General features: G+C 39.8%; 13 protein-coding genes and 1 pseudogene. 4 read left to right on the top strand and 10 right to left on the bottom strand.

Annotated features, from left to right (window positions below; genetic code table 11):
- Nucleotides 1-102: 102 nt before the first annotated feature.
- The 3 genes and pseudogenes from D1367_RS16630 to D1367_RS16620 all read right to left on the bottom strand — a co-directional run.
- Nucleotides 103-537: pseudogene (locus D1367_RS16630) on the bottom strand (YidH family protein); the annotation flags it as partial.
- 303 nt (nt 538-840) lie between these two features.
- Nucleotides 841-1842, bottom strand: a complete 1002-nt coding sequence (locus tag D1367_RS16625; protein ID WP_118167417.1) for a hypothetical protein — start codon at nt 1840-1842, stop codon at nt 841-843.
- A 15-nt stretch (nt 1843-1857) separates the two neighbouring features.
- Nucleotides 1858-3360, bottom strand: coding sequence for an MBOAT family O-acyltransferase (locus D1367_RS16620; protein WP_118167416.1), 1503 nt, complete (start codon nt 3358-3360; stop codon nt 1858-1860).
- A 94-nt stretch (nt 3361-3454) separates the two neighbouring features.
- Here D1367_RS16620 and D1367_RS30920 point away from each other — a divergent pair, with 94 nt between their 5' ends.
- Nucleotides 3455-3625, top strand: coding sequence for a hypothetical protein (locus D1367_RS30920; protein ID WP_181984862.1), 171 nt, complete (start codon nt 3455-3457; stop codon nt 3623-3625).
- A complete protein-coding gene (msrA, locus tag D1367_RS16615) occupies nt 3579-4247 on the top strand; it encodes a peptide-methionine (S)-S-oxide reductase MsrA (RefSeq protein WP_118167415.1) in 669 nt (222 codons plus the stop codon). The genes D1367_RS30920 and msrA overlap by 47 nt, the downstream gene beginning before the upstream one ends.
- 276 nt (nt 4248-4523) lie before the next feature.
- Here msrA and D1367_RS16610 read toward each other — a convergent pair whose 3' ends face one another.
- Both D1367_RS16610 and D1367_RS16605 read right to left on the bottom strand, forming a co-directional pair.
- Entirely contained in the window at nt 4524-4832 is a 309-nt protein-coding gene (locus tag D1367_RS16610; RefSeq protein ID WP_225892220.1) for a hypothetical protein, read from the bottom strand.
- A 65-nt stretch (nt 4833-4897) separates the two neighbouring features.
- The gene (locus tag D1367_RS16605) at nt 4898-6091 is read right to left on the bottom strand and encodes a serine/threonine protein kinase (RefSeq protein ID WP_118167414.1); all 1194 of its coding nucleotides are present in this window, start codon (nt 6089-6091) and stop codon (nt 4898-4900) included.
- A 258-nt stretch (nt 6092-6349) separates the two neighbouring features.
- On the opposite strand from D1367_RS16605, the gene D1367_RS16600 reads away from it, so the two are divergent.
- Nucleotides 6350-6622, top strand: coding sequence for a type II toxin-antitoxin system RelE/ParE family toxin (locus D1367_RS16600; RefSeq protein ID WP_147337376.1), 273 nt, complete (start codon nt 6350-6352; stop codon nt 6620-6622).
- Nucleotides 6609-8045 carry an addiction module antidote protein gene (locus D1367_RS16595; protein ID WP_118167413.1) on the top strand — a complete coding sequence of 479 codons (1437 nt, stop codon included), beginning with the start codon at nt 6609-6611 and terminating at the stop codon, nt 8043-8045. The genes D1367_RS16600 and D1367_RS16595 overlap by 14 nt, the downstream gene beginning before the upstream one ends.
- Here D1367_RS16595 and rfbB read toward each other — a convergent pair.
- The 5 genes from rfbB to pedR all read right to left on the bottom strand — a co-directional run bounded on the left by rfbB (nt 8005) and on the right by pedR (nt 11905).
- Nucleotides 8005-9066, bottom strand: coding sequence for a dTDP-glucose 4,6-dehydratase (gene rfbB, locus D1367_RS16590; RefSeq protein ID WP_118167412.1), 1062 nt, complete (start codon nt 9064-9066; stop codon nt 8005-8007). The two genes, D1367_RS16595 and rfbB, sit on opposite strands and share 41 nt — an antisense overlap.
- Nucleotides 9067-9118: 52 nt before the next feature.
- The gene (locus D1367_RS16585; RefSeq protein ID WP_118167411.1) at nt 9119-10114 is read right to left on the bottom strand and encodes a glycosyltransferase; all 996 of its coding nucleotides are present in this window, start codon (nt 10112-10114) and stop codon (nt 9119-9121) included.
- A 31-nt stretch (nt 10115-10145) separates the two neighbouring features.
- The gene (locus tag D1367_RS16580) at nt 10146-10382 is read right to left on the bottom strand and encodes a hypothetical protein (RefSeq protein WP_118167410.1); all 237 of its coding nucleotides are present in this window, start codon (nt 10380-10382) and stop codon (nt 10146-10148) included.
- A gap of 4 nt (nt 10383-10386) precedes the next feature.
- The gene (locus D1367_RS16575; RefSeq protein ID WP_118167409.1) at nt 10387-11088 is read right to left on the bottom strand and encodes a DUF6391 domain-containing protein; all 702 of its coding nucleotides are present in this window, start codon (nt 11086-11088) and stop codon (nt 10387-10389) included.
- Nucleotides 11089-11641: 553 nt separating this feature from the next.
- A complete protein-coding gene (gene pedR / locus D1367_RS16570; protein WP_069073632.1) occupies nt 11642-11905 on the bottom strand; it encodes a photosynthetic electron transport-dependent transcriptional regulator PedR in 264 nt (87 codons plus the stop codon).
- Between the last annotated feature and the right edge of the window lie 52 nt (nt 11906-11957).

The following is an 11957-nucleotide window of genomic DNA, read 5'->3' as shown; positions in this document are numbered from 1 at the left end:
GATCCCCGACTTCTTAAAGAAGTCGGGGATCTTGTTGTAAAATATTTGTTTGTATTGAGTAGTAATTGTCCCTTTTTTTACATTGAGGTTTGGGGTTGATCTTTGCAAATTTCGAGACTGTGGTTGAATTGGAACACGAGAACGAGGAGGCACATTATCACGCCTTAAGAGCAAAGGAATACTAAGAAGTCCCAAAATAATTACTACTCCGGTCATTATCCAAACCATTAACCTATTTGGTTTATAATCTGCTCGTTCAATTTGCCAGAAAATTTGGTTGTATCGCCACGCAGCTAAGACAACAGTCAAAATTCCAAAAATTACCAAAGCCAAACCCAAATTTTCCGAATTGGATAATGGATTTACCGGAGGTTCTTGTTGAGTAATAGCAATATTCAACTGGCGCAGAAATATACCAAATCGCGCGATCGCAAAACCAAAGCTAATCAATGCAATAGAAGTGCGTAGCCAAGCCAGAAAGGTACGTTCGTTTGCTTGATGCTCCCTTTGACGATCAATTTTTGGTATTTTATCCATGAGTAAGTAAGTCGGTGAGAATAATTCAAACTATATGAACTAATGTAAAAAATTTTGGAATTAGTTTGTAGTGAACGCGAGTGCGTCTCGTAGAGAGGGCTTCAGCCCTACTTTGAGGGCTGAAGCCCTCACTACAAACATGCAAATTATTTACGCTGTCCTACTTATCTTCTAACGCCAATTTACCCTTAAAAAGTATTGATAACATTGATAAATAGCATGGAATAGTACCGCTAGGCGGAAGTCAAAAGTCAAATATACCGTCTCAGAAAAATTAATTCAAACAAAGTGAAACTCTATTTTTTACAACCGCTTTCCCTGCTGTTCTTTGTACAAATACTCTTTTAGTTTACTTTTATGGAACTGCTGATATTCATTTAGATTATATTGATGGATGCGAATTCCAAGATTTGATCGCTTTTCTTCAAGAACTTGTGCTATTTGATTATTCACATCTGGGTGATAGTGACTCCCATCATAAGTATTATATGTGACTGTGGTGATCTCTGAAGGATATGAGAAATCGTATGTTATGTCGTAACTTTTGGAAGCTTCATAAATTGCCTGTAATTCGCAGTCTAGCAAACCACGAGCATAGCTTTCATTGAAAAGCTTCCAAACTGAAATTGGTGGCACATATCCAATAATTTTAGCATTTGGGAATATATGTCGTATTTGTTTGTAATAGGCAATACGAGAAAAGTTGCATTTCTCTTGAGTTTTTTTATCTACAAATTTAGGTTTGTATTTAGGAGCATTATCAGAAAATTTACCTTGAAAATCTTGCTCGTAGTATCTAATCTCTGTATTTAGCCTAAAAATTGTTTTTAAGGAGAACTGTAAAGTGTCTAGAGAGAATAGATAAGCCTGATAGGCGGGTTTTGGTTCTGCTACCTCAACTTTCTTTTTAAGTGCCGTCTTTTTATCAAAAGTGAAATTGTAAGCATCTATCCCCACATATATTTTTTGAGGATTAACTCCTTTATCTTTAACATATTGGGCATATTTGGCAAATTCCTCAGCTGTTCCAGCACTGAAAGAATAATTGAAACAAACATTATTCTTGAGTGCCTTACTATTTAACAGAGTTACACGAGAGCTACCAAAAATCAGGCAATCATACTTTTGCCTATCACTATGCAAAAATAGATTAGTTTTAGTCAACCTTTCATTATAGGGAACATTTATTGGATTTAACTTGTTACCTTGAGCGTACCAGAGTGGATCAACAGCTACATTTAGTACTCCAATAAATGAGATAATTGTACTTACCATTGTCAAGTAGGTTTTCAAATAAGCAAGCATCAGCTTTGATTCTCCCTAGAACTGAAAATATAAAAACTCACTAACTTTGGTAAGATGCAACAGTGCGATTACAGTTAAAACTGAAATGACTAAGGCATAGGTTTGATTTGGTTGCCACTGTAATCTAGACCAAAAAAGGCTATTAGATGAAAGCTTTTTTACTTTTTCATAATTAAATACTGGATCGTATTTACCCATCCATTCCTGAACATTCGGTGTCAACCAGACGATCGCAAGTAAAATAGAAATATCAATGAAAGCTTTTTTTAATCCTGATTCAATAATTTGAGTACTGAATAATAAGCCATTTAATCCGATCATGCCCTTGACAATTATTAATGCCGTAGCCATGTTTTCTGATCTGAAAAACACCCATCCGAAGACAACCGCGAGAAATGTTATAAACCAACCAAGTTTTAAACTCAGCCAGTTATCTGTTTTCAAATCATATTTTTTTTGTAAAACATTCCATTCATGATTAATAGTTAGATAAGCTCCATGCAATCCACCCCAAAAGACAAATTGCCAACCTTCACCGTGCCAAATTCCTCCTAGCAGCATAGTTACCATTAAATTCAAGCTACGTCTAATCTCACCTTTGCGATTACCACCTAGAGGAATGTATAAGTAATCTCGAAGAAAGTTAGAAAGAGTGATGTGCCACCGACGCCAGAAGTCGCTAATACTGGTAGCTTTATAAGGTGAGAAAAAGTTGACTGGTAACTTAATCCCGAACATTCTAGCTATCCCAATCGCCATGTCGGAATAACCAGAAAAATCAAAGTACAGTTGCAACGTGTAGGCTAGCGCACCAATCCAAGATTCTAAAAATGTGGGGAAGATACCAGCAGCAGCAGTATTAAAAACTGGGCTTGCATAAGCAGCAATGTTATCTGCAAAAACAACTTTCTTAAATAATCCCAAACTGAAAATAGTAATACCTACTGCCATATTCTCTAAGTTGAACTGACACACAGTTTTGTCAGCGAATTGTGGCATGATCTCTGAGTGGTGAACAATAGGGCCAGAAATTAGTTTAGGAAAAAAGGTGATAAATAGGCAGTAGTCTACAAATTTACTGTCTTTCGTTTCCCCACGGTAAGAATCAACCAAGTAGGTAATTTGCTGGAAAGTAAAGAAGGATATCCCTAATGGCAGGATAATATTTTGTAAGTTAAAGTTTATACCTAATATATCGGCTGCACTTGAAACAAAAAAATTAGCGTACTTGAAGCAACCAAGGATGATTAAATTAGCTGTTATTCCTAAAATAAGCAGTGTCTTTTTTCTGACTGGTGAGTTTAATTGGTTGAGTGTATAACCTATAAAAAAATTTAAGCCAATTGAAACTAGAAGCAATAGTAAGTATCTTGGGTTCCACCAACCATAGAAAAATAAAGAAGCAGTCACTAACCAGGTGATTGCTAAACGGTGATAACCATATTTACCAAGAAAGAAAAATATGAAAAGACTAATTGGCAAAAATAGAAATATAAACTCTAGGCTGTTAAATAACATACATATTTTTTTTTGATCGAAGAAAATTGTACGACTACATGTATTATCGGCACACAGGTTGTTTATTTATCTTTATCAAACTTAATAAAATTTCATGAAAAAGCTACCGACCAACAGTTCGGTGAGAATGGCTGGACTGAGAATTCCGAGACAACCCCAAGCGATCGCTAGAATCTTTACAATAGTAAATAAGGTAAAGATATATATCATCAAAATCAATGGCACTATTCGGATTTGGCAAAAAGGCAGTTATGCCCACACATGAGGAAGCTTTGCCAGGAAGGGCACAATCTATGTCAGTACCCGCAACTCATTATGTAAATAAAAATCCCTTACAACCTCCTTATCCTGATGGATTAGAGAAGGCAATTTTTGGCTTGGGCTGTTTTTGGGGTGCAGAACGCAAATTCTGGCAACTTAAAGGAGTTTACACCACCGCAGTAGGTTACGCGGCTGGGTTCACACCCAACCCCACTTATGAAGAGGTATGTAGTGGGCGAACCGGTCACAATGAGGTAGTGTTGGTTGTGTTTGATCCCAAAGTAATTAGTTATTCTGAACTGCTTAAAGTCTTTTGGGAAAGCCACAATCCCACCCAAGGGATGCGCCAAGGTAATGATACTGGCACTCAATACCGTTCGGGAATTTATGTATATTCCGAAAATCAAAAGCAGCTAGCAGAAGCATCGCGGGAAGCTTATCAGCAAGCCCTCAGCAGTGCAGGTTATGGCAAGATTACTACAGAAATCTTAGATGCGCCGGAATTTTACTACGCTGAAGCTTACCATCAGCAATACCTAGCTAAAAATCCCAATGGGTATTGTGGTTTGGGAGGGACAAACGTATCTTGTCCCGTGGGTCTAGTTGAATCACAAGTTAGTAGTTAGAAATGGAGTTGGTGGGGTAGTCAACTTAATGTGAGTTCGACGAACCTCTCCCTGCTTTGAACTAAAGTTCAAGTCTGTCCCTCTCCGACTCGGAGAGGGATATCTTTTATCTATTTAAGAACATTTGTAGGTTGGGTTGAGGCAATGCGTTACCCAACAAACCCCGTAAAAAGTTGGGTTTCGTTCCTCAACCCAACCTACACATTTTTATTTTTTGGGCTTAGATGGTGCGTTATGCCTTTGGCTAACGCACCCTACAAGATTACGAATTACGAATTATTCGTCTTCAGAAGAGATTTTTACCTCTTGTTCTGAGGCAATGTAGAAAGGCGGTTGATAAAAACCTGCGAGACGCAATAATGGAGATAGCACCACCATTTTGACTACAGGTTCCAAAATAGGATATTTCGATAGATGCAAATATTCTGCCTTGACTTCGTTGAGAGATTCCTTTTCTAAGTCACTCAACTCAGGTAAATCATACCGCCATTCTGAAAAAAAATTTTCGTCATCTGCAAGTTGTAGGCCAAATTCATCAATCAGTTGGGCTAGGGTGATATCTTTTCCTTGAAGAATTTGAACCATTTGTGGAACCCTTATACTTAATCTGGCTAAAAAATCTTCGCTTGATATTTATCCAAAAGACTGCCTTAAAATACAGATTTGAGCAAAGCGATCGCTCGAACCCACATCATAATACTAACAGGCCCTCCAATTAGAATACCAGCGATCGCCCAGCCTCTTTGATGCGCTTTGAATTGTTCAATACTGTTCCACCGTCTACTTTTCCAAGCCCATTCATTGCCTTTTGCACCGAATGCGATCGCTAAAAACCACGAAAGCTTTGGTATAAAACAAAACACTCCACACCAGACTTGATTCGGCCACATCCACAACCAAGGCATGAGAAATGCGCCCCAATTCCAACCGAGAATTTCCTCTGGGACTGTTTCATTGTGATTATTTATCCCACATCCAGAATTGTTGATTATTTCTTTTAGCGGCAAAAGCTGATTCTTGTTTGCAGATTTGATAGCCAAACGAGATTTGAGAACATTCAGCGCTTCGCGGGCATTAGTAAATCGTTGTTCTGGAGCAGGTTCTATCAACTTTTGTAGCCAACTGACAAAACTGGGACTCAAGTTAACTCGGTCTGCAAATTGCAACCGCAAATCCTGCTGAGGTAAATCACAAGGGGAAGTTCCTGTTAACAAATGAATCAAAGTCGCACCAAGTGCATAGAGGTCTGAAGCCGCAACGGCTCGACCACCAAATTGTTCCATTGGGGCATAACCATAAGTACCGACAACGGTAAAAGTAACGCCTTCTCTTGCCGCTTTATCCTGAACTGCACCAAAATCAACTAAATAAATCCGATTATCTTCGCCCCAGATTAAATTACTCGGTTTAATATCTCTATGCAATACTCCTGGATTTAACTCATGTAGATAGATGAGAATATTTAAAACCTCAACAGCAATTTTTCTAGCTCGCTTTTCACTAAACCTTTCGCCAATAGCAAGTTTTTCCTTGAGCGACTCCCCAGGAATATATTCTTGTATTAAGCCAAACCAGAGTGTGCGATCGTCGATACAAAAATAATCTATATATCGAGGGATGCGGGGATGATTTATTGTTTTAAGTATTTGTGCTTCCCTCTCAAAAAGTTTCAAATCATCCCACTGGACAGTACCGCCAAAGGCCAAAAGTTTGACTACAACGGTCGAATTTTCGCCATCAGAGGCTTGTAAATCCTTAGCTAGCCAAGTTTGGCGAATTCCATTGTTGCCGAGTTGGCGTTGAATTTGATAACGATCTTGTAATATTTGTTCTGGTTGCAGCATCTGACACCTGCTGGCAATTTACGTTGATCTGATTCCCTTATATTCAAGGATAGTCATTATCTACAGAAACTGTGGGAGCCTGATAATTTATTGAAAGTAGTTGAAGATTCCAACTTTGGGGTTCTCTAGAAAAACAGTGCGAATTATTGTTCGCATGTGTTATAAATAATAGAAGTAGAGATTGAAAGTGGCCAAAGAAGCACAAGCAAAACAGATTATCATCTATGCCAATCAAGACGGTTACGAGCCGTTTGCAGAGTGGATGGATATTTACGCGATCAACAAGGAAAACGACGCATCCTGCAACGCCTACGCCGCCTTGAACAAGGCAATTACGGCGATGTTGCGCCGATAGGGGATGGTTTGAGCGAGTTGAGAATGTTCTTTGGTTCTGGTTATCGCGTCTATTTCGGCGAAGATGCTGAAAATATTGTTGTAGTGCTGTGTGGAGGCGACAAAAGCACACAGAATCAGGACATCGAATCCGCAAAAGGTTACTGGAAGGAGTACCTAAGCCATGAGAAATTTTAGAACACTTGATGAATTTGAAGAAGAGTACTTCCGCAAGCACCCGGAAGAAATCGATGATTATTTGACCGAGATATTTCAGGAATATGCAGAAGACAACGATTCTGGTGCGTTATTGGCATCCTTGCGCGTCGTTGCTCGTGTACGAGGAATTAGTGAGATAGCCGAGCAAATAGGCATGACACGCCGGGGATTGCAAAAAGCCTTATCCAGCAATGGCAACCCGCGCCTTGAAAACGTCAATTCCATCATGAAGGCGCTGGGATATTGTCTCACCCCGACTACCACTAACCAAGGCAGCAGGGGAGACAGCAATATGAGCCAGAAGCTAGCACCAGCAAAAGTACCAACACCAGGAAAAATTTTAAGTCGAGAATTAGAAGCCCGTGGCTGGACACAGAAAGATTTAGCAGAAATTATGGGGCGTCCAGTTCAAACCATCAATGAAATTATTCGCGGAAGCAAGCAAATTACACCTGAAACAGCTATCGAACTCTCCCAAGCCTTGGGTACTTCTCCAGAGTTCTGGACAAATCTTGAAGCAAAGTATCGGCTTCATCTAGTAGGAAAAGAAAAAAAGGAGCAAGATATAGCTCGTAAAAGCCGATTGTATACAATTGCCCCCATCTCTGAACTAATCAAAAATAAGTGGATTCAAGCAACAGATTCGATTGATGACTTAGAACGGGAAATCTGTAATTTTTTCGGCATATCTTCCTTAGATGAAACACTCCAGCTAGACGTTAATTTTCGTTGTTCCAAGCATCGAGAGCCAGAGGAAACTTCTCGCATAGCTTGGGTAAAACGAGTTGAAAACCTAGCGAAACAACAAGCAGTTGCTAGTTTTGAACGCAAAAAACTTGAGGCTGCTATCCCTGAAATTCTTGCTTGTGCTAAACAAGTAGAAAGTATTGTGCAAATTCCTAAATTGCTGGCAGATTTAGGTGTACATTTTATAATTGTGCCGCATTTAAGCAAAACTTACTTGGATGGTGCAGCATTTTATTTAAACAGCAATCCCGTTATCGCATTGACATTGAGATATGACCGGATAGATTCATTTTGGTTTACCCTCATGCATGAGTTAGCACATATTGTATTAGGACATCAAGGAGCTTATTTAGACAACTTGGATGCGTTAGAAGAGAATGATGAGGAAAGAGCAGCTAACGAAAAAGCGGCTGACTGGTTAATAAATCCTCAGACATTAAATGAATTTATTATTAGGAATAAAAAAGTCTTTTCCCGTAAAGTGATTGAAGAATTTGCTCAAAATCAAAATAGACATCCAGGCATAATTCTTGGTCGCTTACATTATTACAAATTAGTTCCCTATAAAAATTTGAAACCATTACTCGTTGGAGTTAGCCCCATTTTAGGTAATTCTACAGATAATTTTTGCGATAGTAAGCTTGATATTCTGTAGAAAGCAGAGGTTCCCACCAATCACGATGATTGAGATACCATTCAACAGTTAAACGTAAACCCTCGGCAATTGTTACTGAAGGTGTCCAACCAAGGTGAGTTTTAATCTTGTTCGCATTAATTGCATATCTCCTGTCATGTCCCTGTCTATCCTTAACAAAAGTAATCAAATGTTTTGCTGGACGTACTGGTAAATCAGGTGCTAATTCATCCATCATCTGACACAAAAGTTGCACCAGGTTGATATTTTCTACCTCATTGTTGCCACCAATATTGTATGTTTCCCCTGGTTTACCGTGATTGATTACCACATCTAAAGCACCACAATGATCACCCACATAAAGCCAATCGCGCACATTTTTACCATCACCATAAATAGGTAATGGCTTACTTATCAAAGTGTTGATGCACATTAGGGGAATTAGCTTTTCAGGAAACTGATAAGGGCCGTAATTATTAGAGCAATTTGTGATAATTGTCGGGAGGTTGTAAGTATGATAATAAGCACGCACTAAGTGATCACTACCGGCTTTTGAGGCTGAATAGGGACTATTGGGAGCGTAAGGTGTCGTTTCACAAAAAGCTGGATCATCTGGGCCTAAACTACCGTAGACTTCATCAGTAGAAACGTGTAGAAAACGATAATTACATGGCTGTGCTTTAGCCTCCCAATGTTTCCGAAAAGCTTCAAGTAGGGTGAAAGTTCCTACAACATTAGTTTGGACAAAAGCAGCCGGCCCAAGAATTGAACGATCAACATGAGATTCAGCAGCAAAATGGGCGATGGTATCTATATTTTCGGTTGATAATAACTCGTCTATGATGGTGCGATCGCAAATATCCCCCTGCACAAACCGAAAATTCTCTCTTCCCTCAACCAGCGCCAAATTCAGACGATTTCCCGCGTAGGTAAGCGCATCCAACACCACCACCCGGTCATCTGGATAAACCTGACACCAGTGATGCACAAAATTTGCCCCAATAAACCCCGCACCCCCAGTAACTAATAACCGCCGAATCATTCAATTTCCTCTCTTGTCTCTCTGTTCTCTGCGCCTCTGCGGTTATTTTCTATCACTTAAAATATTTCTTCCTCAGCTTTCCATATATCCTCTGAAAGAATAATTTCGCCATCCGTATTTTCGTCAAACTCTTAATATTAGATGGTTGCTGTATCTTATGGTCAAAAAACTCATTTAACTCATCCAGAATAACTTGGAAACGCTTAATAATATTTTCAGTTCGATATTCAGCAAAAAATTCTTCAGACAGACTCAAACCTCTTGAAGAATCAATCACCTTCAGAATCCGTTGGACATCATATTCTTGTGAATATCCAGCAATTTTATAGCAATTAAACCCCGGATCTAAGTAATCAGCCAGTCCCCCGTTGACACTAGAAAATACTTGACAACCACAAGCAAGAGCTTCCATTGGTTGTAGACCAAATCCTTCACTAACACCCTGTTGTGCCCAGTACTCAGCCGAATCATATAGGTAAACCTTGGCTCGGTTAAAAAGTCCAGGTAAATCCTCTATGTATGAATCAACAACCAATACTTTACAATGTTTTTGTAACGCTGGAATCAATTCTTTAATTAAATACTCAGAAGACTTCCGAGCCTGAACTAAAACATCAATATCCCGTTCCAGTCCTAAATTTTGAAACTCATCAGAAATTTGATTGGGCAAATAGTAAATCAGAGAGTTGGGTGATTTTTCTCCCCAATATCCCATTGTATAGCGGCTAACAGTGATGATCGGAATACTTGCAGGTAGCCTAAATGGATAACCTGCACTATGTGCATGGTAAATGACATTGTATTGCTTCAGTTTAGCCACAAGTTGAGCGATATCAAATCCCCAATTAATCAGAAAAATTACATCATTTAAATCTTTCTCTTTTAGCAAATCATCAAGAAAAAGCTTATCTTTTTCTCGCTGACGGTAAGTTACAACATCAGCACTACAGAAATTCTGAGCCAGATTAAGTGCTTTTAACTCAGCCCAAAGACCACCACAGGCAAATTTGCCATCTGTACCGGGGAGTAAGAAGTAAAGTTTTCTCATAATTTTTGAGGAAATATTTAAACTTGTGTTCCTACATCCAAGGAGCATTATCCATCAAAGTATCTAACATCTTCTGAAAGTTTTGACGGAACACTACGGCTAATAAACCGCAGAACATTGTAGTTACTGCCATTACCCACCAAAAGTGAGTGACGTGCCATAAGCCGCCGAACAGGGCAAAGATGATTAGTCCAGCGCCAGCGCCCCCTGCAAACAGTAGAGTTGTTTCTTTAGCGGTTTCTTTGAAAGTACGTGGTTTTGATTCCATAAGATTACTCTTGCCAGCCCACTTTAACAAAATGTGCATCACGCCCCCAAACATCGCGTGTACGGGTAATATTGTCAATTGTTAGGTTAAAAGGAATGGCTGTTGTTAGGTAACGCTGTGCCATAGAACCTAAATCAGGTGCGAGTTCGGCGGCTGTCGTCGCTGCTAACCCCAAACCGATAATTTGCTCGATTGGTCGAAATGGTAGTAATAGATGCACACCCACAGCTAGTCCAGCTGTTAAGAGCATTGCTACTGATAAATTTGTGCCGCAACGAGGATGTACAGCTAAATCCCATTCTCCACTAGTGAGGCGATGTCGAGCAAGTATGACCGCACGCCGCAAATCACTAATATTCACCTCACCATAGAGGTAGAATCCTTGCTCAGTAGACAAACCGCCTAATAGTTCGTTATCTAGTTGAACCTTAGCAGGTTCACCTTTGGCAGGATAGGCACTTTTTGATTCGCTAAGAACCCAAACAGTAGCGTGTTCTAAGGCGTGAACCTGCCGTATCATCAGAATTTCTTTCAACCCTGGAATAAACGATAGCTGTCTGAGTAATTCAGCATCTTGTGTGGGTTGCACAAAGTCTGAAAATCGGTCTTCAAGACTCGGAATTTTCTCAGATACAGGTGTCGTAAAATCAAAGTTCAAAAATTTAAAGGGAGACGAGCTACCCTCAAAAGAAGTCGAAGTATTCATTGGAACACTGCTCCCAAAGCCGATGGGGCAACATAGATTTCTTTCAAATGTAACGCTTACACCACTGAATTGTTGCTAATTTTTGTGGATGATTTTTGAGTTTGGGTATGGGGCAAAAGAGTGCTGAGTTAGAAGTTAGGAGTTAGGAGTTAGGAGTTAGGAGTTAGGAGTTAGGAGTTAGGAGTTATTCTCCTCTCTGCCCCACTCCCCACTCAGCACTGGCTCAACCATAGCTATCCGCTAACGGAACTCAGGACTCTTGAGGGGCATTGGTCATTGAGCATTCGTCATTAATAATTCTTCTTTCCCTGCTCCCCCTGCTCCCCATTCGCCCTAGCTCTGTTCTGCTTAATAAGAAATTCTGATCTTTTATAGTTTCCGAGTCCGAGGGTCAGCTGGCTCCACTAACATAAACTCTGGCTGAGTGAAGGACTCGGAACTTTTGGTAGAGTGTTCACACTGAAAACTTAGGCGTGAAGAGGGAAATAATCAGTAAACTTCAAGATTGGACTATACCAGACCAGAGCAATTACCTTGCCACTAAATAAATCGTTTATTCGATCTGGTTAGGCAGAGTACAGCAATTGACATCATTCAAACAGACTTTGCCCCACTGTAAAGCCCAGCGGACAAGGGCTACTCGATTTTCTGTCTCAGTCTTGGTAAGAATATTACTGATATGGTTATCAACTGTACGCTTGCTAATCTCCAGTTTTCCTGCAATCTCTTGGTTAGTTAAGCCAGCGGCTACTAAGTCGATAATTTGCAGTTCTCTGTCTGACAGACTAACGGGGGTCTCAGACTTGCCACCAGCCATGACTATTTCTATCCTCCCTTGGTATATGTACTTAATCACTCTTTCTAATTCT

Source organism: Nostoc sphaeroides, from assembly GCF_003443655.1.
Taxonomy (GTDB): Bacteria; Cyanobacteriota; Cyanobacteriia; order Cyanobacteriales; family Nostocaceae; genus Nostoc; species Nostoc sphaeroides.
The sequence above is the reverse complement of the archived record's forward strand: the minus strand, read 5'-3'. Positions and strand labels throughout refer to the sequence as shown.

Bases quoted from the DNA above. Each gene is read 5' to 3' on its own strand.
- D1367_RS16595 (WP_118167413.1), top strand. From the start codon at position 6,609: ATGAGAAATTTTAGAACACTTGATGAATTTGAAGAAGAGTACTTCCGC.
- D1367_RS30920 (WP_181984862.1), top strand. From the start codon at position 3,455: ATGAAAAAGCTACCGACCAACAGTTCGGTGAGAATGGCTGGACTGAGA.
- D1367_RS16625 (WP_118167417.1), bottom strand. From the start codon at position 1,842: ATGCTTGCTTATTTGAAAACCTACTTGACAATGGTAAGTACAATTATC.
- D1367_RS16610 (WP_225892220.1), bottom strand. From the start codon at position 4,832: ATGGTTCAAATTCTTCAAGGAAAAGATATCACCCTAGCCCAACTGATT.
- D1367_RS16605 (WP_118167414.1), bottom strand. From the start codon at position 6,091: ATGCTGCAACCAGAACAAATATTACAAGATCGTTATCAAATTCAACGC.
- D1367_RS16585 (WP_118167411.1), bottom strand. From the start codon at position 10,114: ATGAGAAAACTTTACTTCTTACTCCCCGGTACAGATGGCAAATTTGCC.
- pedR (WP_069073632.1), bottom strand. From the start codon at position 11,905: ATGGCTGGTGGCAAGTCTGAGACCCCCGTTAGTCTGTCAGACAGAGAA.
- msrA (WP_118167415.1), top strand. From the start codon at position 3,579: ATGGCACTATTCGGATTTGGCAAAAAGGCAGTTATGCCCACACATGAG.
- rfbB (WP_118167412.1), bottom strand. From the start codon at position 9,066: ATGATTCGGCGGTTATTAGTTACTGGGGGTGCGGGGTTTATTGGGGCA.
- D1367_RS16580 (WP_118167410.1), bottom strand. From the start codon at position 10,382: ATGGAATCAAAACCACGTACTTTCAAAGAAACCGCTAAAGAAACAACT.
- D1367_RS16575 (WP_118167409.1), bottom strand. From the start codon at position 11,088: ATGAATACTTCGACTTCTTTTGAGGGTAGCTCGTCTCCCTTTAAATTT.
- D1367_RS16620 (WP_118167416.1), bottom strand. From the start codon at position 3,360: ATGTTATTTAACAGCCTAGAGTTTATATTTCTATTTTTGCCAATTAGT.